The sequence below is a fragment of the Azorhizobium doebereinerae UFLA1-100 genome (assembly GCF_000473085.1).
In the GTDB taxonomy this organism is placed as follows: domain Bacteria; phylum Pseudomonadota; class Alphaproteobacteria; order Rhizobiales; family Xanthobacteraceae; genus Azorhizobium; species Azorhizobium doebereinerae.
Genome location: NZ_AXBA01000011.1, coordinates 105,941 through 128,159, shown reverse-complemented (window position 1 = coordinate 128,159; position 22,219 = coordinate 105,941). Strand labels below are relative to the sequence as shown.

At 70.1% G+C, this 22,219-nt stretch carries 15 protein-coding genes; 7 read left to right on the top strand and 8 right to left on the bottom strand.

The genetic code is table 11. From position 1 onward, the window contains the following. The first annotated feature begins 164 nt into the window (after nt 1–164). The 3 genes from YU1_RS0109645 (at nt 165) to YU1_RS28800 (ending at nt 3,132) form a co-directional block, all read left to right on the top strand. Entirely contained in the window at nt 165–1,955 is a 1,791-nt protein-coding gene (locus YU1_RS0109645; protein WP_029003888.1) for an acyl-CoA dehydrogenase C-terminal domain-containing protein, read from the top strand. Between the two features lie 59 nt (nt 1,956–2,014). Continuing rightward, complete coding sequence (locus YU1_RS0109640; protein ID WP_029003887.1) at nt 2,015–2,323, top strand: SCP2 sterol-binding domain-containing protein; 309 nt, start codon at nt 2,015–2,017, stop codon at nt 2,321–2,323. Between the two features lie 269 nt (nt 2,324–2,592). Further along, nucleotides 2,593–3,132, top strand: a complete 540-nt coding sequence (locus tag YU1_RS28800; RefSeq protein WP_051356695.1) for a hypothetical protein — start codon at nt 2,593–2,595, stop codon at nt 3,130–3,132. Nucleotides 3,133–3,245: 113 nt separating this feature from the next. Here the strand turns inward: YU1_RS28800 and YU1_RS0109630 are convergent, their stop codons facing one another. Both YU1_RS0109630 and YU1_RS34710 read right to left on the bottom strand, forming a co-directional pair. Next, entirely contained in the window at nt 3,246–3,671 is a 426-nt protein-coding gene (locus YU1_RS0109630) for an organic hydroperoxide resistance protein (RefSeq protein WP_029003886.1), read from the bottom strand. A gap of 131 nt (nt 3,672–3,802) precedes the next feature. Continuing rightward, the gene (locus YU1_RS34710; RefSeq protein ID WP_280790708.1) at nt 3,803–3,937 is read right to left on the bottom strand and encodes a hypothetical protein; all 135 of its coding nucleotides are present in this window, start codon (nt 3,935–3,937) and stop codon (nt 3,803–3,805) included. Between YU1_RS34710 and tcuC the strand changes: the two genes are divergently transcribed. Together tcuC and YU1_RS0109620 are read left to right on the top strand one after the other, a co-directional pair. Then, nucleotides 3,936–5,195 (top strand): MFS transporter, encoded by a 1,260-nt coding sequence (tcuC, locus tag YU1_RS0109625; protein ID WP_425339144.1) that lies wholly within the window; start codon nt 3,936–3,938, stop codon nt 5,193–5,195. The two genes, YU1_RS34710 and tcuC, sit on opposite strands and share 2 nt — an antisense overlap. Nucleotides 5,196–6,180: 985 nt before the next feature. Beyond that, entirely contained in the window at nt 6,181–7,662 is a 1,482-nt protein-coding gene (locus YU1_RS0109620; protein WP_198018887.1) for a methyl-accepting chemotaxis protein, read from the top strand. Nucleotides 7,663–7,715: 53 nt separating this feature from the next. Here YU1_RS0109620 and YU1_RS28795 read toward each other — a convergent pair whose 3' ends face one another. Next, on the bottom strand, nt 7,716–8,990 hold the full coding sequence (locus YU1_RS28795; RefSeq protein ID WP_051356692.1) for an ATP-grasp domain-containing protein: 1,275 nt from the start codon (nt 8,988–8,990) through the stop codon (nt 7,716–7,718). Nucleotides 8,991–9,317: 327 nt separating this feature from the next. Beyond that, a complete protein-coding gene (locus tag YU1_RS28790) occupies nt 9,318–14,165 on the bottom strand; it encodes a Calx-beta domain-containing protein (RefSeq protein WP_084539781.1) in 4,848 nt (1,615 codons plus the stop codon). A 237-nt stretch (nt 14,166–14,402) separates the two neighbouring features. Here YU1_RS28790 and YU1_RS28785 point away from each other — a divergent pair, with 237 nt between their 5' ends. Further along, nucleotides 14,403–15,548 carry a sensor histidine kinase gene (locus tag YU1_RS28785; protein WP_051356690.1) on the top strand — a complete coding sequence of 382 codons (1,146 nt, stop codon included), beginning with the start codon at nt 14,403–14,405 and terminating at the stop codon, nt 15,546–15,548. Then, a complete protein-coding gene (locus YU1_RS0109595) occupies nt 15,533–16,285 on the top strand; it encodes a LytR/AlgR family response regulator transcription factor (RefSeq protein ID WP_029003883.1) in 753 nt (250 codons plus the stop codon). Before YU1_RS28785 ends, YU1_RS0109595 begins: the two co-directional genes overlap by 16 nt. Nucleotides 16,286–16,332: 47 nt before the next feature. Here YU1_RS0109595 and mgtA read toward each other — a convergent pair whose 3' ends face one another. From mgtA to YU1_RS0109575, 4 genes are all read right to left on the bottom strand, one after another. Further along, entirely contained in the window at nt 16,333–18,909 is a 2,577-nt protein-coding gene (gene mgtA / locus YU1_RS0109590) for a magnesium-translocating P-type ATPase (protein ID WP_084539773.1), read from the bottom strand. A 189-nt stretch (nt 18,910–19,098) separates the two neighbouring features. Further along, a complete protein-coding gene (locus tag YU1_RS0109585; RefSeq protein ID WP_029003881.1) occupies nt 19,099–20,352 on the bottom strand; it encodes an RNA polymerase sigma factor in 1,254 nt (417 codons plus the stop codon). Between the two features lie 39 nt (nt 20,353–20,391). Next, entirely contained in the window at nt 20,392–20,760 is a 369-nt protein-coding gene (locus YU1_RS0109580) for a YciI family protein (RefSeq protein WP_029003880.1), read from the bottom strand. A gap of 160 nt (nt 20,761–20,920) precedes the next feature. After that, nucleotides 20,921–22,216 (bottom strand): four-carbon acid sugar kinase family protein, encoded by a 1,296-nt coding sequence (locus tag YU1_RS0109575; protein ID WP_029003879.1) that lies wholly within the window; start codon nt 22,214–22,216, stop codon nt 20,921–20,923. Between the last annotated feature and the right edge of the window lie 3 nt (nt 22,217–22,219).

Sequence of the window (22,219 nt, the reverse complement as noted above, 5' to 3'; positions counted from 1 at the left end):
CGCGCAGCGCGGCGGAGCAGCGCAACGATTCCCCTCCCCCGCAAGGGAGAGGGTTGAAATCGGCGAGGGCAGGAACAAGCCACGGAATGACCGCCCCTCCCCGGCAACCGCCGGGGGCGCTACAAGCGGGCAACGGATCGAGAAGAACGACACGGGAGACGACCATGCAGACCTATCAGCCGCCGCTGCGCGACATGCGCTTCGTGCTCCACGAACTGCACGGCAGCGACACCCTCAAGGACATGAAGGGGTGCGAGGACATCACCCCCGACCTCATCGACGCGGTGCTGGAAGAGGCCGGCAAGCTGGTCACCGAGGTGCTGGCGCCGCTCAACCCCGTCGGCGATGCCGAGGGCTGCAAGTATGAGAACGGCGTGGTGCGCACGCCTACCGGCTTCAAGGACGCCTACAAGACCTATGTGGAAGGCGGCTGGAACGGCATCGCCTGCGATCCCGAATGGGGCGGCCAGGGCCTGCCGGCGAGCGTGACCAAGTTCATCGAGGAGATGATGTGCTCGGCCAACCTCTCCTTCGGCCTCTATCCCGGCCTCACCCACGGCGCCTACCAGGCGATCGTCAGCCACGCCCCGCAGGAGCTGAAGGAACGCTTCCTGCCGAAGATGGTGGAAGGCATCTGGTCCGGCACCATGTGCCTCACCGAGCCGCATTGCGGCACCGACCTCGGCCTGCTGCGCACCAAGGCCGAGCCGCAGGGCGACGGCTCCTACAAGATCACCGGCTCGAAGATCTTCATCTCCGCCGGCGAGCATGACCTGACCGAAAACATCATCCACCTCGTGCTCGCCCGCCTGCCGAACGCGCCCAAGGGGGTAAAGGGCATCTCCCTGTTCCTGGTGCCGAAGTTCCTGCCCAAGGAGGACGGCACGCCCGGCCCGCGCAACGGCGTGCTGTGCACCGGCATCGAGCACAAGATGGGGCTCAACGGCTCGGCCACCTGCCAGCTCTCGCTGGACGAGGCCACCGGCTGGCTGGTGGGCGAGCCGCACAAGGGCATGCGCGCCATGTTCACCATGATGAACTCCGAGCGCCTGTCCGTGGGCACGCAGGGGCTCGGCGTGGGCGAGGCCGCCTACCAGAGCGCGGTGGCCTATGCCAAGGAGCGCCTCCAGGGCCGCGCGCTGACCGGGGCGAAATATCCCGACAAGCCGGCCGACCCGATCATCGTCCACCCGGACGTGCGCCGCTCGCTGATGACCATGCGGGCCTATAACGAGGGCTGCCGCGCGCTCTCCGGCTGGGTGGCGCGCAATCTCGACCTGATGGAGCGCTCCAACGACCCGGAGGAGCGGCAGAACGCCGAGGACTTCACCGCGCTGATGACGCCCATCGTCAAGGCGCTGTTCACGGATCTGGGCTTCACCAACGCCTCCATGGGCGTGCAGGTCTATGGCGGCCACGGCTACATCCGCGACCATGGGGTGGAGCAATATGTGCGCGATGCCCGCATCGCCATGATCTACGAGGGCACCAACGGCGTGCAGGCGCTGGACCTGGTGGGCCGCAAGCTGCCGGCGCACATGGGCCGCTACCTGCGCAGCTTCTTCCATCCGGTGCTGGCCTATATCGACAGCAAGCTGGACGACGAGAACCTCGGCCCGCTGGTGGGGCCGCTGGGCAAGGCGTTCGGCGCGCTCCAGCTCGCCACCGGCCACATCGCCGAGAAGGGGCTGAAGGACCCCGACGAGGCGGGCGCTGCGGCGACCGACTACCTGCGGCTGTTCGGCCTGGTGGCGCTCGGCTACATGTGGGTGCGCATGGCCGACGTCGCCTTCCAGAAGCGCGCCGAGGCCAATGGCGAGGCCGCCTTCTACGAGGCCAAGATCGCCACCGCGCGCTTCTATATCGACCGCCTGCTGCCCGAGGTGGCCGGCCTGTGGGGCTCCATCAAGGCCGGCAAGGCGGCGATGATGGCGCTCGACGACGCCGCCTTCTGATCCCTTCCCCTCCCCGGCCGCGCCCGCGAGGCGCGGCCGCTTTCGTTCTGGAGCTTCCCATGGCCGACATCGCCGCCCTCATCGACAGCCTCACCGACCGCGCCGGCGCGCTGGCCGCGCTCGGCCACACGGTGCGCTTCGACCTGACCGACAGCGGGCAGTCCATCCATCTCGACGCCACCGGCCCGGCGGTGACGGTCGCCGAAAGCGACGCGGAGGCCGACGCGGTGCTCAAGCTGTCCTCCGACACGCTAGACAAGCTGATCACCGGACGGATCGGCCCGATGATGGCCTTCTCCACCGGCCGGCTGCGGCTGGAAGGCTCCCAGGGCGTCGCGCTCAAGCTCGCCGGCCTGTTGGACAGTTGACCGCGCCCCGGATGCCAGCACAGCGCAAGCAGACGCCGCAAGTTGTTTGAAGACGAACGAAAGCCGATTGCGCTGAATACCGGAGACATTATCTCCGCCGCACAGCGCATTCGCCCCTCTCCCATAGGATTCAACTTGGATACAACGTATCGCGCATCGCATCATATCTTAAACTTCGGACATGATGACGGAAGGGACTGGCAAAGCCGAGGCAAGCTGGTACAGTGCGCCGCGTGGTGACGGACCCCTCATTTACCTGGGAGAGTTCAATGAAATCAGCGATTTACGGGGCGCTGCTGGCGATGGCGTGTGCCATCGGCGGCGCCCAGGCGCAGACCGCTCCGGCCAAGCCGGGCAATGTGGAAGAAATGAAGCCGGCCAACTGGCTGTTCGTGCAGGTCGCCGATTCCGTGGTGGTGGACGAGAAGACCATCACCCTGAAGGGCGTGGCCCCGCAGACCCTGATGTTCGCCGACCGTCCGGAGCGCATGACGGGCGACGCCCCGACCGCCAACTTCGTGAAGTTCTGGAACACCGGCAAGGACAGCTTCCAGAAGGACGCCCCCAACGCCACCCTCGCGGTGACCGTGGACGGCAAGCCGACCACCGCCGTGGTCGAGCTGACCAACCCGGTGATCAACGGCGACACGCTGACCTACAATTACAAGCTGCTGAGCGACGACAAGCCGATGTCCGGCACCAACGCCAGCCTGTTCATCGACTGGTGGTACGGCTACGGCCCCTACTGGCATCCGGGCGGCTGCTGGCGCGGCCCGTACGGCGGCCTGCACTGCCGTCCCGGCTGGTGATCGCCGGCTGACCGATCGGTCTTGAGACGAAACGCCCCGCCCGGCCCTGCCGCGGCGGGGTTTTTCTTTGAGGGGCCGCCGCGACGCCGGCGGCCCCATGGTTCCGGCGGCGCTCACGCCACGCTGAGGCCCACGTCCACATTGCCGCGGGTGGCGTTGGAATAGGGGCACACCTGGTGCGCCTTCTCCACCAGCTCCGTGGCCAGCGCCTTGTCGAGGCCGGGCAGCGCCACCTCCAGCGCGGCGGTGATGCCGAAGCCGCCCTCCGAGCGCGGGCCGATGCCCACGGTGGCGGTGACGGTGGCCTCGGCCGGGATCTGCACCTTGGCCTGCCCGGCGACGAACTTCAGCGCGCCCAGGAAGCAGGCCGAATAGCCGGCGGCGAACAATTGCTCGGGATTGGTGCCCGGCCCGCCGGCGCCGCCCAACTCCTTGGGGGTGGAGAGCTTGACCTCCAGCACGCCGTCGGCGCTGGCGGCGCGCCCGTCGCGCCCGCCCGTGGCGGTGGCCTTGGTGGTGTACTTCACATCGACCGACATGGGGAAATCCTTGAGGTTGCGCGGCCCGGCGCCCGACAGGAGCGCCCACGGCACCGCGAGCCCGGTTCTTTTAGCGCACAATTTAATTGTGTCAAATCTTTTTTCGCCGCCGCCGGCAACCTCTCCTTGCGTCACCATTTTTCCGTTTGCGCACAGGCACTTACCTGCCCCTGCGGCAGATAGGCAGAATGCCCCGGCTGCGTCATAGTCCCGCCCAGTTTGGTGTCCGAGAGGCCGAAAATGCCCAAATCCACGTCCAAGGCCATGGCAGTTCTCCGCGTCACGAGCGGCAACTTCCTGGAGATGTTCGACTTCTTCCTGTTCGGCTTCTACGCGACGCACATCGCCGCCGCCTTCTTCCCGGTCAGCAACCCGTTCGCCTCGCTGATGCTGACCTTCGGCACCTTCGGCGCCGGCTTCCTCATGCGCCCGCTGGGCGCCCTCTTTCTCGGCGCCTATGTGGACCGCATCGGCCGCCGCGAGGGCCTGATCCTGACGCTCGGCATCATGTCGCTCGGCACCGTGCTGATCGCCTTCGTGCCCGGCTATGCCACCATCGGGCTGGCGGCGCCGATCCTGGTGCTCATCGGCCGCCTGTTGCAGGGCTTCTCCGCCGGCGTGGAGCTGGGCGGCGTCTCGGTCTATCTGGCGGAAATGGCCACCCCCGGCCACAAGGGCTTCTATGTGAGCTGGCAGTCGGGCAGCCAGCAGGTGGCGATCATCGTCGCCGCCGCGCTGGGCTACTGGCTCAACGCCTCCTTCGCCCCGCAGACGGTCTCCGACTGGGCCTGGCGCATCCCCTTCTTCATCGGTTGCCTCATCGTGCCGCTGCTGTTCGCGCTGCGCCGCTCGCTCCAGGAGACCGAGGAATTCCTCGCCCGCAAGCACCGTCCGGAGACCCGCGAGATCTTCCAGTCCATGGCCGCCAACTGGCGCCTGGTGGGCGCCGGCATGCTGCTGGTGGTGATGACCACCGTGTCCTTCTACATGATCACCGTCTACACCCCGACCTTCGGCCGGGCGGTGCTCAAGCTCTCGGCCACCGACGCGCTCATCGTCACCTTCTGCGTCGGCGTGTCGAACCTGTTCTGGCTGCCGGTGATGGGCGCCCTGTCCGACCGGGTCGGCCGCCGCCCCATCCTGCTGGTCTTCACCGTCCTCACCCTGCTCACCGCCTATCCGGCCCTGGCCTGGCTGGTGGCCAACATCACCTTCACCAAGATGCTGGTGGTGGAGCTGTGGCTGTCCTTCCTCTATGCCAGCTACAACGGGGCCATGGTGGTGGCGCTCACCGAGGTGATGCCGGCGCACGTGCGCACCTCCGGCTTCTCCCTCGCCTACAGCCTCGCCACCGCCTTGTTCGGCGGCTTCACGCCGGCGGTGTCCACCTGGCTGATCGAGGTGACGGGCGACAAGGCGGCGCCGGGCTACTGGCTGATCTTCGCCTCGGCGTGCGGGCTCATCGCCACCCTCATCCTCTATTCCTCCCACCGCCCGGTGGCGCGCGAGGCTGTGGCGCACTAGGCCTCCGCGTCACCCGCATCCACGCACCATCTCCCACGGCGCGCGCCCGGAGCCTTCCGAAGCTCCGCTTCGGCCTCCACCCTGCCCTCCCCCGCGAGCGGGAGAGGGTTTTCCCGCGCGGCGGATGGATGGCGCGCGCCCTCTCGCCCGCGGCGCGACCGCACTCCCTCTCCCACATCGTGGGGGAGGGCTGGGGTGGGGGCGCCGCGCCAGCGGCGGGAACGCACGGACCCGGCACACACCCACGGCGGGCACCCGGATCCTTCCGAAGCTCCGCTTCGGCCCCCACCCCGCAAGCGGGAGAGGGTCGGGAGAGGGTTCCGCCGCGCGATGAATGGCAGGGCCCGCTTCTCCTGAGCGCCCGCTCGATGCACCCAAGGCGACGCCGGACTGTCATGCCCGCCCGCTAGGGTCGCCCCCAGCCACGCCGGCCGGCATCTGCCGCAGCGGAAGGCCAAGCTGCCCCCCCGCTTGACGGCCGAATGCGCCGGCATCGCCGCCGGAGAGCCGGCAAACTTCAAACGCACGTTTGATCTCGTTTTCCAAAGTCAAGTCAGAATTTCGAGAGCGCATTCCTTAGGCACAATCGGCTGGATTTAATGCAGATCAAACATCTCCTGCGGCATATCCCTCTATTGTCCGAGCCATTCAAGCCGGATCGTTCGATGCCTGCTTCCTCACATCGCCACGTCGAGGCACCGATTCTTTTTATCCGCTTATCCGTCGCCGAACGGCGCAGCCGTCCTTTTCGCAGTCCAACGGAACACCATCCATGTACAATAACATCTCCATGATATGGAAAGTCGCCATCCTCCTGATTGCTTTCGGAATAGTGAGTTTTGGCGGCGCATACTATTCGTCAACGAACATGGATGCAGTAGACGATACCTATATATTTCTCTTGAATGGCCCGGCGCGGGCCAGACAAGAGACATCTCGCGCCTCGCGCTTCCTGAGCGACGCCAATGCCGCGATCTACATGAACATGGCCGCGGTTTCCGCTGAGGAGAAAGCGGCCGCGCGCCAGAACCTTGTTGAAGCCCGCCGCAACTTCAATGAGAAGATCAGCCTCGCGGCCACGCTGTTTCCCGACGCCGCGGCCGAGCTCAAGGGGCTCGACACCGACTATGCGCGGCTGCTCGACGTCACCTGCGCCGAGACCATCCGTCTCGCCAACGACATGACCGTCGCCGACGGCAACGCCAAGTCGTTCGCGCAAATGGCCAAGGTTTGCGAGCCGGCCGGGCGCGCCTTTCTGCAGCGGATGGTGGACGTGAACACGGACATCAACACGGCGACGCAGAAGCTCGCCGAGCGGGCGTCGCAGACCACCCATTCCACCAGCCTGCAGACCCTCGGCACCATCGCCGCCGCCACCCTGCTGATGACCGCCATCGCCGTGCTGCTGGTGCGCCGGAGCATGGTGGCGCCGATCCAGGTCATGATCGCGGAGATGGAGGGGCTCGGCCGCGGCGAGCTCGACACCGCCATCGCCGGCACCGCCCGCAAGGACGAGATCGGCGCCATGGCCAAGGCCCTGGAAGTGCTGCGCGGGCAGCTCTCCGACGCCGACGCGGCGCGCCACGCGCAGGCCGAGCGGGAGGAAGCCGAGCGCGTCCGCCTCGCCCATCGCAACGCCCTGGGCGAGGGCTTTGTCGCCCGCATGACCGAGCTTGCCGCCGCCTTCGCCTCCTCCTCCGACCAGGTGGCCGGCTCCGCCCGCAGCCTCTCGGTCACCGCAGAGGAAACCGCCCGCCAGGCGCAGGCGGTGGCCGAGGCCGCAGAGGAAGCCGCCGGCAACGTGCAGACCATGGCCGCCTCGTCCGAGGAGCTGGCCGCCTCGGTGCGCGAGATCACCGGGCAGGTGAGCCATTCCGCCGATGTCGCCGACATCGCCTTCAACGAGGCGGCGTCCTCCAACCAGCGCATCAACGCGCTGGCCTCGTCCGCCGCCGCCATCGGCGACGTGGTCTCGCTGATCAAGGGCATCGCCGACCAGACCAACCTCTTGGCGCTCAACGCCACCATCGAGGCCGCCCGCGCCGGGGATGCCGGCCGGGGCTTCGCGGTGGTCGCCTCCGAGGTGAAAGCGCTGGCCACCCAGACCGCGCGGGCCACCGACGAGATCGGCCGCAAGATCGGCGAGATCCAGGCCGCCACCAACGGCACGGTGACCTCCATGGCCGAGATCATCCGGGTGATCTCCGACATGAAGCAGATCTCCTCCTCGATCGCCGGCGCGGTAGAGGAACAGGGCGCGGCGACGGGCGAGATCGCGCACAATTGCCAGAAGGCGGCCACCGGCACCGAGCAGGTGACGCAGAGCATCGGCGGCGTCGGCCAGGCGGCCCAGATGACCGGATCGGCCTCCACCGAGCTGCTCACCCTCTCCGAGGGCCTGTCCAGCCAGGCGGGCGACCTGCGGGCGCTGGTGGCGGACTTCGTGCGCGACCTCAGCGCCGCCTGACGGTGGGGCAACGGCGCGAAGACGAGACCAGGAAGGGAAAGGGAAAGCGCGGCTCAGGCCGCGCTTTCGCCGCGCGGGGCGGCGGAGCCGGCATCGGGGCCGCGCGCCTCAAGCGCCGCCTGGAAGGCGGCGAACAGCCGGCGCATGGGCTCCACCTTATAGGGAAACATCACCGGATCGTCCGCATCGTGCAGCACCATGGCGATGTCGGCCTCGAACAGCAGCAGGCGGCCATCCGGCAGCTCGGCGCAGTCGATGGCGAAATAGTCGAGCCCGATGCCCTCGGCCAGGGCCGCGAAGGCATCCGCGTGGCGCGCGGCGTAGCCGGCATCGAACGTGCCCATGAACACCGCTTCCTCGTCGCGGCGCTCGGCGAACTTGCGCATGCCGGCGTTGATGTAATGCACCATCCAATGGGCGGAGGTGGCGCCGTGGGCGGCGTAGGCCACGCCGTCGATGAAGGCGATGCGCTGCTTGCGGAACAGGCCGTCCGGCCCGCTGTAGTCCACGAACGGCGAGACGAAGAATTCGCCCTCGGGCTGCTGGGTCAGATAGAGATAGAGTTGGTCGCGGCTCGTCACCTGCTCCAGCCCCTCGCCCGCGTGGCTGGCGATGGGGCGGACGATGAGCGGGAACGTCGCCGGCAGGTGCGCGGCGCGGGAGAAATCGCCCTGCGCCAGGGCTTGCAGGTCCGCGCGCGGCACCCGCGCGGTGGCCGGGACCAGCACGTGCGGGTGGTCCTTGAACAGCGCGCACACCCCGTCCCGCGTCAGCGCCGCGATGCGCTGCGGCGGGCCGTTCAGGATCGGCACCGGCCAGCCGGCGAGCAATTGTGCGAGACGCGCCAGCACCGCCTGGTTCTCCGGCGATTCGCCCACCGCGATGATCGCCACATCGTGCGGCGGCACGTCGGCGAGGTCGGCGGTGTCGGCGTCCACATAGATCAGGTCCAGCTCGAAGTCCGAGCCGGTGAGCAGGAAGTCCAGCGGCGTGTTGGCCATCAGGTCGCCGGCGGTGACGAAGGCCGCGAGCCTGAGCCCGCCGCCCAGCCCGTAGGTGCGGTGGTAGATGCGGGCCAGGTCCAGCGCCGCCGCCTGGGCCGCCTCGCCCTTGGCGCGCACCTTGCGGACCATGAGGAAGGTGGACATGTCCAGCAGCGCCGCGGCGTCGGTGGGGTCGGCGTCCAGCCGGGCGACGAGACGCTCCCACACCGCCGCCATGTCGCGGCCGGCCTCGAAGCCGCGGACCAGCTCGGCCATGCCGACGAGGGGGTGCCGCGCGGACGCAAGGGAAACCGGCCGGGCCGGGGAAAGGGCGGCATTCGTCATGAAGGCGCGGCAGCTCCAGATGTCCCCGGCGGGACCGGGGCGCCTCCCCGCGTGCCCTCATGGCGGCGGCGGATGCACCGGCCAAACTGGAGCGGCGAGCTTGCCCTGGGCTTGCGCGGGACGGCCCTGGGGCGGCCGCGCCCGCCCCTTCCGCAACGTCGGGCGGCCCGGGGCCGAGGGGGGAGCGGGAGGGAGCCCGCACGCGGCCGGTCTCCCCGCAAAGGTCGGCCGGGCGTCCCCCCGGCCCCCTCCCGTCCCGCCATCACCACCGTTCGGGGCATGCCCCCCGACCATGGGACCCGGCGGTGGTGGCGAGCATGCGGCGCTTCAGAAGATCAGCTCCACATGGGTCGGGTCGAGCTTGCCCGTGCCGATGAAGCCGAAGCTGACCTCCGCGTCCGCCCCCACCGTACCGTTCCAGGCGGCGTTGCGGATCACGTAGGTGTCGCCGGTGTGGGAGACGATCTCGGCGTTCCAGATGTTCTGGATCTCGTAGGGCATCTCCACGCTCACCTGCCAGCCGGAGGTGGGGATGGTGCCGTCATTGTGGACCGCGACCGAGAGGTTGAAGCCGCTGTTCCACGTATCCACCACGGTCAGCGCCCCGTGCAGCCCGTCGCCGGCGGGATCGGCGGGGGTGGTGGGGGTGGTGGGGTCGGTGGGCGTCGTCGTCCCGCCGTCGTCGTCGAGGATGGTGGCGGTGCCGGTGTCCTTCACCACCGTGGCATGCACCGGATTGGAGAGCGCGACGGCGAAATGCTCGGTCGCCTCCGCGGTCTTGTCGGCGGTGACCGGGATGGAGATGACCTTGCTGGTCTCCCCCGGCAGAAAGGTGACGGTGCCCGAGGCGGCGGTGAAGTCCGATCCCGCCGCAGCCTCCAGCGCCACGGTGTGGTAGTCGACGCTCACCGCCACGTCGAAGGCCTGCGACAGGGTGACGGTGAAGTCCGCATGCGCGCCCGCCGCCGCGCCGCCGGTGCCGTCCAGCGCCGGAAACGGCGCCTCGATGGGCGTGAGATAGGCCATCTTGTTGGTGTTCACGCTGGTCCAGTCATCCTTCAGGATGCCGCCGGTGTCGCCCGAGTTCGGGTTCCACGACCAGTAGGTCCAGCTCGGCCCGGTCTCGCCGGCCGGCAGGTCGGAGACGCCGTCATTGTTGAAGTCGCCGCCGAGATAGGAGGTGATGGCCTCGAACCAGGCGACGTCCTTCGGATCGGTCAGCTTGGTGCCGAACTCGCCGATATAGACCGGGGCGATTCCCTCGCGGTAGATGTAGCCCCACATGTCGTCGAACTTCTCCGTCAGGTTGGCCGGGAAGTCGCTGCCCTGGAACCAGGGCTGGGCGTAGACGGAGTTGGGATAATCATGCGCTGAATAGACCAGCTTGTTGTCCACATCGAGATCGATGGGCCGGTCGCGCACCCCCATGAGGTTGCCGCCCCACCAGTAGTTCTGGCCGTCATAGGTGGCGATGCCCTCGACGAAGATCAGCCAGTTGGGATTGACCTCGCCGATGGCGTTGCCGGCGGCCTCCGCCGCCCGCGCCCAGTCGGTGGCCCCGCCCCCGCCCCAGGTGCCGTTATAGGGCTCGTTGTGCAAATCGGCGCCGATCACCGTCGGGTCGTCCGCATAGCGCGCCGCCAGCATCTGCCAGTCGGCGATCCAGCCGGCTTCCGAATGGGCGCTGTCGTACCACAGGCCGTTGGCCGAGGTGCCGTCGCCGGCGCTGCTGCGGTGGTGGTCGAGAATGATCTTCAGGCCGATCTCGCCGGCATAGTCGACGATCTTGTCCATCACCTCCAGCGGCGTCAGCCCGGCGAGGTCCGGGTTCTTGGCATAGTCGATGCCCAGCGCGGCGGCGGTGGCGTGCAGCATGTCGCTGGAGAACGGCAGGCGGATGGTGTTGAACCCCTCGTCCACCATCTGCTGCATCATGTCCTTGTAGCCGCGCGTCCACAGGCCGTTGGGCGATTCATTGGTGCCCTCGAAGCCGAACCAGTTCACCCCGGCGATCTGCACGCTGTGGCCGTCCGCATCGATGATCTGGTTGCCCGAGGTGCTGAACCAGCCGGTCTCGGTGACCACGGCGGGATTGCCCTCGCTCACCGTGGTGTCGGAGATGCTGATGGTCGGCGTCGCGCCCGGCGCCGCCGTGTCGTCATTGACGATGGTGCCGGTGGCCGTGCCGGTGCCGATGGTCGCCCCGCCCGGCTGGGAGAGGATCAGCTTCAGCGTCTCGTTCGCCTCCACCGCCGTGTCGGCATTCACCTGCACGTGCACCACCTTGGAGACCTCGCCGGCGGCGAAGGTGAGCGTGCCGGAGGTGGCGGCATAGTCCGAGCCCGCGCCCGCCGTGCCGTCCTGCGTGCCGTAGTGCACGCTCACCGCCCCGGTGGTGGCCTGCGACAGGGTGACGGTGAAGGCGAGATCCACGGCGCCGCTGTTGCCCTCGGTCACGCTGGCGTCCGCCACCGAGACCACCGGCACCACGGGCGCCACGTCGTCATTGACGATGGTGCCGGTGCCGCTGCCGTCGGCGATGGTGGCGCCGCTCGGCGCCGACAGGCTCAGCGTCAGGGTCTCGTTCGCCTCCACCACTGTGTCGCCGCTCACCGGCACGTGCAGCACCTTGGAGGTCTCGCCCGGCGCGAAGGTCAGCGTGCCGGTCATGGCGGTGTAGTCCGAGCCCGCCGTGGCGGTGCCGTTGCCGGTGGCATAGGCCACCGTCACCGCGGTGGCGGAGGCCGCCGACAGCGTGACCGTGAAGGCGAGATCGGCGAGGCCCGCATGGCCCTCGCTCACGCTGGCGTCGGACACCGAGATGGTGGGCAGCGCCGGGGCCGGCATGCCGCCGTCCGCCGACCGGCCGTTGACGAGGAAGCCGCCCGCCGTGGTGCCCCCCGCGCCCGGCGTCGCCTGGAAGCCGAAGGCGGTGTCCTTGCCGGCGCCCACCGCGCCGTTGTAGCTGGCGTTCTTCACCACGTAGTGGGTGCCCACGTGGCTGACGATCACCGCGTTCCAGATGTTGGTGATGGTGATGGTGAAGCCCGCGTCGAACTCCACGGTCCAGCCGGCGAGCGCGCTGCTGCCCGCCTCCACCGTCATGGCCGCCGTGAAGCCGGAGCCCCAGTTGCTGGTGACGTCATAGTCCAGCCCGGCGCCGCCGGCCGGGACGCTCGCCACGTCGTCATTGGTGATGGCGGCCGTGGCCGAGCCGTCCGCCAGGGTGGCGTTGGTCGGCGCGGAGAGCTGCACCGTGAAGGTCTCGTTGGCCTCCACGGCGGTGTCGCCCGTCACCTGAACCTGCACGACCTTGGAGGTCTCGCCCGGCGCGAAGGTCACGGTCCCGGCCTTGGCGGTGTAGTCCGAGCCGGCGCTCGCCGTGCCGTCTGCGGTGCCATAGGCCACGCTCACCGTCTGCGCCGAGGCGGCCGACAGGCTCACCGTGAAGCTCAGCGCCGTGCTGCCGGCATTGCCCTCCACCAGCGTCGCGTCGCCGATGGACAGCGTGGGCAGCACCACGGCGGCATCGTCATTGACGATGGTGGCGACGGCGGTGCCGTCGGCGATGGTGGCGTTGGTCGGCGCCGACAGGGTGACCGTATAGGTCTCGTCGGGCTCGACCGTGGTGTCGCCATACATGTGGGCGTGGATGGTCTGCGTCGTCTCGCCCGGCGCGAAGGTGATGGTGCCGCTCAGGACCTCATAGTCGGTGCCGCCGATGGCGGTGCCGTCCGAGGAGGCATACTGCACCGTGATGGTCTGCGTGGAGGCCTTGGACAGCGTCACCTGGAAGCGGAAATGCGCCAGGTCCGCATCGCCTTCCACCACCGAGATGTCGGCGATGGAGATGGCGGGTGGGACATCGGGGGCGGTGTCGGCGTCATTGTCGGTGATGGTGCCCACCGCCGAGCCGTCGTTGATGGTGGCGCCGGAGGGCGCGGACAGTTGCAGCGAGAAGGCTTCGCTCAGCTCGTGCAGGGTGTCGCCGGTCACCGCCACGGCCACCGTCTTGACCGTCTCGCCGGGCGCGAAGGTCACCGTGCCCACAGCGGAGGCGTAGTCGCTGCCCGCCGTGGCGGTGCCGTTGAGGGTGGAATAGCTGACGCTCACCGCGCTGTCCGAGGCGTGCGACAGGGTCACGGTGAACAGCATCTGCGTGGTGCCGGCATCGCCCTCCACCACCTGCCCGTCGGCCACGTTGATCACCGGCAGAGCGGCCGGCGGCGGGGCGGCGTCGATCAGCGCCTGCCATTCGGCGCGGGCGGTGGTGTCGAGCGCGACGATGTTGTTGATCTCCAGCTCGCCCAGGCTCACCCCGGTCAGGGTGTAGGTCTGGTGGTTGCCGGTGATGCTGATGACGGTGGAGCCGTTGACCTCGCGGACGTCGAACTCATAGGCCTTGAACCAGCCGAAATCGAGCTTGTCCACGGCCGGGTTGAAGGCCAGCGCGGTGTCCGTGCCGTAGTGCCATTCGATGGCGTAGGTGGTGCCGGTGACGCCGGAGGGCGCCTCCCCGCTGCCGGCCACGGTCGGCCAGGCGGTCGTGCCGGCGTAGTCGACGCCCTGCGGGATGATCTGGCTGGCCGGCACGCTGGAGAAGCCCAGTTGCAGCGCCACCCGGTCCTCCAGCACCTCGGCCGGATAGAAGACGAAGTTGTCGACCGTCAGCTCGGCCTTGGTGACGCCCAGGAGGATCAGCGCCTGCCCGGTCCCCGAATTGGAGATGATGACACCCTCGGAGCTGTCGCTCATGTAGATCTGCTCGCGGGTGCCGAAATAGCGGAAGTCCACCACGTCGGTCGCCGGATCGAACGCCACCTTGTCGATCTGCCCCAGCTCGTGCGAGCGGGCATAGACCGTGTGGGGCGCCGCCTCGATGCCGTGCTCCCAGGCCAGGGCGCCGCTGAGGGTCTGCCGCAGGTGGTCGTTCACGATCGGCACGAAGCTGTCGATGGTGAGCTGGGCGAGGGACACGCCCAGGATGACGCAGGTCTCGCCCGACCACGGATTCATGAAGCCGACGCCGGTCGGGGTGTCGACGACGATGAAATTGTGGACCGAGTTGTCGCCCAGATCGAGCTTGTCCCTGGCCGGGTCGAACCCGACGATATCGGCACCGGAGGTGCTGACGGTGAAGATCCGGCCTTCGGTGGTGGCATCGGCGTTTGTCATCTTGGTCACTCCCTTCCGCAGCGCGTGTCGGCGTGCCTCTGGGGGTTGTCCTGTCACAAACGACGCGTGACTTCATGACGCAACGGAGCCTACTCGGTGAAGCCGCCCGGAAAAACGGCGAGGCGGCGGCCGCGGGCAACGAAGCGCTCATTCGCGCCCGGCCGCGCGGCCGGAACACCCGCTTCGTCTTGCCCGCCCGCCGCAAATGCCGTTACCTCGGTGCGGGACCATGGGTGGATGGGGCGCGCGGTGAGCGAGCGGGGGCTGACGGCAGATCTGCGACACGACTTCGCCCGCCGCTGGCAGCAACTGCCGGTGTTCTGGCGGGTGCAGATCGTCGGCTGGGGCCTGTTCTCGCTGGTGGACCTCGCCACCCGCACCGTGGTCTACCAGAGCTTCACCACCGCGCTTACCATCACGCTGCTGCTGGAGCCGCTGCTGGTGCTGGCGGCGGCGGGCCTGCGCGCGGCCTTCCTGCACCTCGGCCTCAACGGCCGGCTTTCGGTGGCGGCGCTGGCCTGCATCTTCGCGCTCAGCGGCGGCACGGCCATCCTCATCGTCAGCGTGCTGACCCTGGTGCGCGGGCCGCTCGGCTGGGGCATTCCGGACTGGAACGCCTCCCAGGAGCTGCTGGCGCCGCTGGCCTATTACATGCTGATCTTCGGCGGCTGGAGCCTCGCCTATTTCTGGGTGCGGGCGGAGATCGAGGGCCGCGCCGAGCGCCAGCGCGCGGCCACCGCCGAGGCCGAGGCGCTGCGCGCCGAGCTCCAGCAATTGCGCCTCCAGCTCAATCCGCACTTCCTGTTCAACGCGCTGAACGGCGTGGCGGAAGAGATCCCCGAGCATCCCGACGCGGCGCTGGCCATGGTCCGGGATCTGGCCGCCTATCTGCGCCACACGCTGGCCGGCATCAACCAGAGCGTGGTGAGCGTCGCCGCCGAGGCCGAGGCGCTCGGCGCCTACCTGCGCATCCAGGAGGCGCGCTTCGGGCCGCGCCTGCGCAGCCGCGTGGAGGTGGACCCGGCCGCCGCCGGCCGGCCCATCGCCAGCGTGCTGCTCCAGCCGCTGGTGGAGAATGCGGTGGAGCACGGCGACCGGGAGGGCCATATCGACCTCACCGTGCGCATCACGGCGGAGGGCGAGGCGCTGCGGGTGGTGATCGAGAACAGCGGCGCGCTGGCGCCGCAGGACGGGCCGGCGCCCCCCCGCCACACCGGCATCGGCCTGGAGAACGTGCGCCGGCGGCTGGCGCTGCATTATCCCGGCCGCCACCGCTTCGAGCTGCGCCAGCAGGCCGTGGTGCCGCGCGCGGCCGACTGCCACCATCACGACGCCGTGGTGGCCGAGCTGCTGCTGGAGGGAGAGCCATGCTCCGTGTCGTGATCGTGGATGACGAGCCGCTGGCGGTGCGCGCCATGCGCCGCCTGCTCGCTGCCCATGCGGACGTCAGCGTCGTCGGCACGGCGGACACGCTGCGCGCCGCCGCCGCCGTGCTCGCCGCCGAGCGGCCGGACGCGGTGTTCCTCGACATCGACCTCGGCACCGGCACCGGCTTCGATCTCATCGCCCGCCTCGACCCGGCGCCCAAGGTGGTGTTCGTCACCGCCCACGCCGCCTATGCGGTGGACGCCTTCGCCGCCGACGCGGTGGACTATCTGCTGAAGCCGGTGGAGCCGGAGCGGCTGGCGGAAGCCCTGGCCCGGCTGAACCGCGCCAAGGCGCAGGCGGCGCCGCCCGCCGCGCCCGCGGCGAAGGGCGAGATATTGGAGCTGCGCACGCCCAACCGCACGGTGCTCGCCGCCCCCGACGACATCGCCGCTCTGTGCGCGGAGGGCGACTTCACCCGCGTGGTGCTGGCCGAGCAGCCGGCGCTGCTGATCTGGCGCACGCTCAGCCATTTCGAGACCGTGCTGCCCGCCCCGCCCTTCGTGCGGCTGAGCCGCTCGCTGATCCTCAACCGCACCCGGCTGCGCGGCTTCGACACCCCTTCGCGCAACCGCTCGCGGGTGACGCTGGAGGGCGTGGCCGAGCCGCTGGTGCTGGGGCGCGTCGCCACCACCCGCCTGCGCGAGGCGCTGGCCAAAGCCGGATCCGCTCAGCCTGACCAACCAGAGCGGTAAATCCATCTCTCACGCCGAGACGGAGGCCGAGCGGCGGTGAGGCCGGCCTACGCCCTGTGGCGGCGCGGCGGCTTGATGGCAACGCGCTTCAGCCCCTCCGCCACGACCAGATAGAGCACCGTCAGCGTCGCGATCGCCGCCAGCAGCGGCGGCGGCAGCGGCGCGAAGCCGATCTCCCGTCCGATGGGAGTGAGCGCCAGCAGCAGCGCCACCGCCAGCGCGCCGAGCGAGGTCAAGGTGAGCACGCGGTCCGGCCGGCTCTTCCACACCGGCAGGCGGGTGCGGATGATGAAGATCACCAATATCTGGGTGGCGATGGATTCCACGAACCAGGCGGTGCGGAACACCTCGACGCCGGCGTGGAAGCCCAGATGCAGCACGGCGAAGGTGGCGAGGTCGAACACCGAGGACAACGGCCCCATGATGAGCGTGAAGCGCAGCACCGCGCCCATGTCCCAGGCCTGCGGCCGGGCAAGGTCCTGCGCATCCGCCTGGTCGAACGGAATGCCGATCTCGGAAAAGTCGTAGATCAGGTTGTTGAGCAGGATCTGCAGCGGCGCCAGCGGCAGGAACGGCAGCACCAGCGAGGCCGCCGCCATGGACAGCATGTTGCCGAAGTTAGAGCTGGTGCCCATGCGCACGTATTTCATGATGTTCGCATAGGTGCGGCGGCCTTCCGCCACGCCGTCCGCCAGCACGCCGAGATCGGGCGCCAGCAGGATGATGTCGGCCGCCTCGCGGGCAACGTCGGTGCCGCCCTCCACCGACAGCCCCACGTCGGCCATGTGGATGGCGGGGGCGTCGTTGATGCCGTCGCCGATGAAGCCCACCGTGTGCCCGCGATGGCGCAGCGCCCGCACGATGCGGCCCTTCTGTTCCGGCGAGACGCGCACGAACAGGTCCGTGCCCTGCACCCGGGCGGCGAGCGCGAGGTCGCTCATCTCCTCCATCTGCGCGCCGGTCAGCATGCCGCGCGCCGGCAGGGCCAGCGTCTCCACCAGATGCTGCACCACCGGCCCGGCATCGCCGGAGACGATCTTCACCCGCACCCCGGCGGCCGCGAGGCGGGCGATCGCCTCGGTGGCGGAGGCCTTGGGCGGATCGAGGAAGACCAGGCAGCCGGCGAAGGCATAGGCCACGCCCTCCTCGGCGATCTCGCATGCCTCCCCGGCGGCGGGCCCGCGGGCGACGCCGAGCAGGCGCAGCCCCTCCCGCCCCCTGGCCTCCATGCGCCCGGTGATCGCCGCGCGGGCGGCGGCGTCCAGCGGCGCCCGCGTGCCGTCGGGCAGCTCCACCTCAGTGCATAGCGCCAGCACCGCCTCGGGGGCGCCCTTGGTGACGAGGAAACGCCCCTGCGGCCCCTCCAGCAGCACGGTGGCGCGGCGGGTCTCGAAATCGAACGGCCGGTCGTCCAGCCGGCGGATGCCGGCGCACTCCCCCGGCCCGTCGGCCAGCAGCGCGTCGTCCAGATTGCTGTGCATGCCGCCGACGAAATGGCTGTTGAGGCGGCCCAGCGCCACCACATGCGCGCTCTCGCTCCCGTCCGCCGCGAAGCTGCCGGTCAGGGCGATGCGCGCCTCGGTGAGCGTGCCGGTCTTGTCGGTGCACAGCACGTCCATGGCGCCGAGGTCGTGGATGGCGGACAGGCGCTTCACCACCACCTTGCGCGCCGCCATGCGCACCGCCCCGCGCGACAGGGTGACGGTGGTGATCATGGGCAGCAGTTCGGGGGTGAGCCCCACCGCCAGCGCCACCGCGAACAGGAACGCCTCCAGCGACAGGCCGTGCTGCACCAATTGCGTGAGCAGCACGAACAGCACCAGGAAGCCGGTGAGGCGCAGGATCAGCATGCCGAGCGCATGGATGCCGCGTTCGAAGGCGCCGGGCGCCACCTTGGCCTGCACCGAGGCCGCCACATGGCCGAAGCGGGTGCCGGGGCCGGTGGCCACCACCAGCATCACCGCCTCGCCGCCGACGATGCTGGTGCCGGCGAACAGCGCGTTGGTGGCGTCCGCCACGTCCGGCGCGGCGCAGGCGCCGGGCGCCTTCTCCGCCCCGTAGGCCTCGCCCGTCAGCGCCACCTCATTGGCCAGCGTGCCGCGCCCGGAGAGCAGGATGCCGTCCGCCGGCACGAGGTCGCCGGCGGTCAGCTCCACCACGTCGCCGGGCACGATCTCGCGCACCGGGACGGTGAGGCAGGCCCCGTCCCGCCGCACCCGCGCGGTCACCGCCACGGCGCGCTTCAAGGCCTCCACCGCCGCCTCGGCCTTCTCCTCCTGGACGAGGTCGAGGCCGATGGAGAACAGGACGATGCAGACGATGATGACGAAGCTCTGCCAGTCCCCGGTGGCGCCGGAGACGGCGGCGGCGATCAGCAGGATGGCGACCAGCGGCTCGGCGAGGCGCTTCAGCAGCTTCGCCAGCAGAGAGCGCCGGCCGCGCGCCACCGCCACATTGGGCCCGCAGCGGGCAAGGCGCGCCTGCGCCTCTCCGGCGGAGAGCCCCTCCGGCCGGGCCTCCAGCCCGGCGAGGAGCGCATCGGCGCCCTTCGTCCAGAAAGCGGCGGCCGGGGGCAGCCCGGCGGAAGCGGCGAGGGGGCGCGGGAAAACGGGACGCGAGAGCATGGGCGGAAGCCTTCGCGAAGGGAGACGGCCCCTTCTAGAAGGCCAGGCATGCCACGTCCTTGCGTCCCGTCAAACCGCGATCGGCCGCCGCGGCCTCCCCCGTGGCCGGATCGGCGGCGGGCCGCCGCCCTGCGTCAGGTTGGAAACACAATGCGCGCGCATGGCCTTCACCGGGCGAAGCGGATGCGTTCATGCCGGGCCGGCGTCGCCTGCGGCCTCGCGCTCCAGCCGGTCGAGATGCATGCGGATATGCGCCGCCTCCGCCGCCGTGGACGCGAGCGCGATGGCCCGGTCGAAGGCCGCCCGCGCCTCCCGCCTGCGGCCGAGCTGAAGCAGCAGCCCGCCGCGCACGCCGTGGAAATAGAAATAGCCCGACAGCCGGCCCTCCAGCGGCGCCACCACGGCCAGCGCCGCCTCCGGCCCCGCCACCTTGGACACCGCCACGGCGCGGTTGAGCGTCACCACCGGCGAGGGGTTGAGGCGCTCCAGCGCCAGATAGAGCCGCTCGATCTGCGCCCAGTCGGTCTCCTGTGGCCGCTCGGCGCGCACATGCAGCGCGGCGATGGCGGACTGGATCTGGTAGGCGCCGGGCGTGCGATGGCGCATGGCCTTGTCGATCAGCGCCAGCCCTTCGGTGATCAGCGGCCGGTTCCACAGCCGCCGGTCCTGGTCCTCCAGCAGCACGACGGCGCCCTGCGCATCGAAGCGCGCGGCGGCGCGGGCATGCTGGAGCAGCATCAAGGCCAGCAGCCCCATCAGCTCCGGCTCGGCGGGAAACAGGCGCAGCAGCAGCCGGGCGAGGCGGATCGCCTCCTCGCACAGGCGGGCGCTCTCCCCGGCGGCCGAATAGCCTTCGGTGAAGACGAGATAGAGCATGGCCGCCACGGCGGCGAGGCGCTCGGCCCGCTCCACCGCGCCGGGGGCCTCGAACGGCACGGCGCCCGCCGCGATCCGCGCCTTGGCCCGCGTGATGCGCTGCTCCATGGCGCTCTCGCCCACCAGGAAGACGCGGGCGATCTGCTTCACCGACAGGCCGGAGACGATGCGCAAGGCGAGCGCGATCTGCTGCGTCGGCGGCAGATCCGGATGGCAGCAGATGAACATGAGGCGCAGCACGTCGTCGCGATAATGCGCGCCGTCGAGCCGCTCGGCGGCATCCGCCTCCGCGTCCTCCAGGTCGGACAGCACGGCCTCGTCCGGCAAGGCCGTGAGCCTGCGCTGCCGGCGCACGCCGTCGATGCCGGCATTGCGGCCCACCATCACCAGCCAAGCCACCGGATCGCGCGGCGGACCGTTGTCCGGCCAGTGCTTCAGCGCGCGGAGGCAGGCGTCCTGCACCGCCTCCTCGGCGGCGTCTAGATTGCGGAAATAGCGCAGCAGCGCCGCCACCGCCTGCGGCCGCGCCCCGGCCAGGGTGGCGTGGATCCAGGCCGGATCGCCCATGCCGAGATCGCTCATGACACGGCGCTCATGACACCGCCCTCACGCGAGCGGGCCGGGAAAGAACAGCGCCAGCGGGCGGATCTCGTAGGAGCCGCCGGGATTGGCCTGTCCGAGGTCGCGGGCGATGTCCAGCACCGCGTCCAGGCTGTCGGCATTGACGATGTAGAAGCCGAGCAGCTGCTCCCGCGTCTCGGCGAACGGGCCGTCGATGACGAGGGGCGGGTCGCTGTCCTTGCGCAGCGTGGTGGCGGTGGTGGTGGGCAGGAGGCGCACCACCGGGCCGAGACGGCCTTCCTTCAAGAGCCGCTCCTGCACCACGGACAGGCGGGCCATGACGGCGGCGTCCTCCTCCGCGCTCCAGGCCCCGACCACTTCCTCGGAATGGTAGCACAGGATGGCATATTGCATGTTGTCGTCTCCTCCGGGGCCGGGAGCTTAGGGCCGGATGCGATCCGCCTCAAACCCTTGGCCGGGAACGGCCAAGGCGCGGCTTGCGGAAGGCCGCCGCGCCTTTGATGTTCCAAGGACGAAGGACACCGGCCCGCGCCGACAGGGGGCGCGGCTGAATTCACCCGCCGTGGAGAAGCCGCTCGAACAGATCGGGCGAGCCCATCTGGCCGCCCTTCAGCATGAGTTCGAGGCCGTCGAGCGCGGGCGCATCGCTGTGCACCCGGCACAGCGCCACGCCCGGCGAGGGCGCGCCGAGATAGGACAGGCCCCACAGATCGAGCGCCTGCACCGCCCGGCTCGACGTGTCGCCGCCGGCGATGCCGAGCCGGCGCACCGGCGCGCGGGCAAGCACGGCGGTGAGGAAGGCGGCGGTGGCCGCCGCCACCTCGGCCGGGCCGAGGGCCGCTTCCCCCTCCCCGCCCTCCGGCGCGGTGGTGGCGAGCACGGACCGGCCAGCCCGCAGCAGCCCGGCGATGGTCTGCGCGCCGTCGGCGGCATAGGCCGGATCGCGGGCAAGGCGCGCGGCGTCGAGCGGCACCGGCGCGTAGGAGACCGCCGCCTGCATCTGCCGCCGGGTGACCGGCGACAGGCTGCCGGCCAGCAGGAACACCGGCCCCTGCGCCGGCGCGAGCGGAGCCGGCGGCACCGGCTCGGCGCCCCAATGGGCGCAGACCGCCTGGGCGACGCTGCTTGCCCCCACAGCCAGCAGCGTCGCCCGTTCCGCGGCCCCCCAGATCAGCCGGCCGACGACGGCAAGGTCGTCGGCGCCGGCAATGTCGCACAGCACCGCGTCGGGATGCGCCGTCAGCAGCGCCGCGAGACGGGCGTCGAGCGCCGCCGCCTCATCCGCATACGCAGGGTAATGCAGCGCGGCGACGGTACCGAGCCCCTGGGCCGCCAGATGCCGCCGCAGGTCGCCCTCCCCCATGGGGGTGACGGGATGGACGCTCATGGTGGGATGGCGGTCGATGCGGTGCACCTCCCCGCCGGTGCCCGCCGCCGCGAACAGGTTGGAGAAGGTGCAGTAGCGCCCGATGTTCGGCTGGCCGCCGACGATGGGGCGGAACGGATTGGGAAAGGACGGGGCGAGCACGGACACCGCATGGCCGATGCTGCCCACCTGCGGCGCGCTGTCGAAGGTGGAGCAGCATTTGTAATGCAGCACCCGCACCCCGAGGCCGGCGAAGAAGGCCGCCACCAGCCCGAGCTCCGCGGTCATGTCCGCAAGGCCCATGGCGCGGGAGGCTCCGGCGATGCCCACCGCATCCAGCGGCCCGGCGCGGCGAAGCTGCTCCGGCGTCGGCAGGCCGCGGAACAGCAGCGCCCGCTGCCCGCGCTGGGCCAGCACGGCCAGCGTGTCGCTGGCGCCGGTGAAATCGTCGCCATACCAGCCGTAGCGGGGCGCGGGCGTCATGAT

Bases quoted from the DNA above. Each gene is read 5' to 3' on its own strand.
- YU1_RS0109630 (WP_029003886.1), bottom strand. From the start codon at position 3,671: ATGTCGGTCGATGTGAAGTACACCACCAAGGCCACCGCCACGGGCGGG.
- YU1_RS28800 (WP_051356695.1), top strand. From the start codon at position 2,593: ATGAAATCAGCGATTTACGGGGCGCTGCTGGCGATGGCGTGTGCCATC.
- tcuC (WP_425339144.1), top strand. From the start codon at position 3,936: ATGGCAGTTCTCCGCGTCACGAGCGGCAACTTCCTGGAGATGTTCGAC.
- YU1_RS0109585 (WP_029003881.1), bottom strand. From the start codon at position 20,352: ATGGGCGATCCGGCCTGGATCCACGCCACCCTGGCCGGGGCGCGGCCG.
- YU1_RS28790 (WP_084539781.1), bottom strand. From the start codon at position 14,165: ATGACAAACGCCGATGCCACCACCGAAGGCCGGATCTTCACCGTCAGC.
- YU1_RS28785 (WP_051356690.1), top strand. From the start codon at position 14,403: ATGGGGCGCGCGGTGAGCGAGCGGGGGCTGACGGCAGATCTGCGACAC.
- YU1_RS0109645 (WP_029003888.1), top strand. From the start codon at position 165: ATGCAGACCTATCAGCCGCCGCTGCGCGACATGCGCTTCGTGCTCCAC.
- YU1_RS0109580 (WP_029003880.1), bottom strand. From the start codon at position 20,760: ATGCAATATGCCATCCTGTGCTACCATTCCGAGGAAGTGGTCGGGGCC.
- YU1_RS28795 (WP_051356692.1), bottom strand. From the start codon at position 8,990: ATGACGAATGCCGCCCTTTCCCCGGCCCGGCCGGTTTCCCTTGCGTCC.
- YU1_RS0109595 (WP_029003883.1), top strand. From the start codon at position 15,533: ATGCTCCGTGTCGTGATCGTGGATGACGAGCCGCTGGCGGTGCGCGCC.
- YU1_RS0109640 (WP_029003887.1), top strand. From the start codon at position 2,015: ATGGCCGACATCGCCGCCCTCATCGACAGCCTCACCGACCGCGCCGGC.
- YU1_RS0109620 (WP_198018887.1), top strand. From the start codon at position 6,181: ATGGCCGCGGTTTCCGCTGAGGAGAAAGCGGCCGCGCGCCAGAACCTT.
- mgtA (WP_084539773.1), bottom strand. From the start codon at position 18,909: ATGCTCTCGCGTCCCGTTTTCCCGCGCCCCCTCGCCGCTTCCGCCGGG.
- YU1_RS34710 (WP_280790708.1), bottom strand. From the start codon at position 3,937: ATGGCCTTGGACGTGGATTTGGGCATTTTCGGCCTCTCGGACACCAAA.
- YU1_RS0109575 (WP_029003879.1), bottom strand. From the start codon at position 22,216: ATGACGCCCGCGCCCCGCTACGGCTGGTATGGCGACGATTTCACCGGC.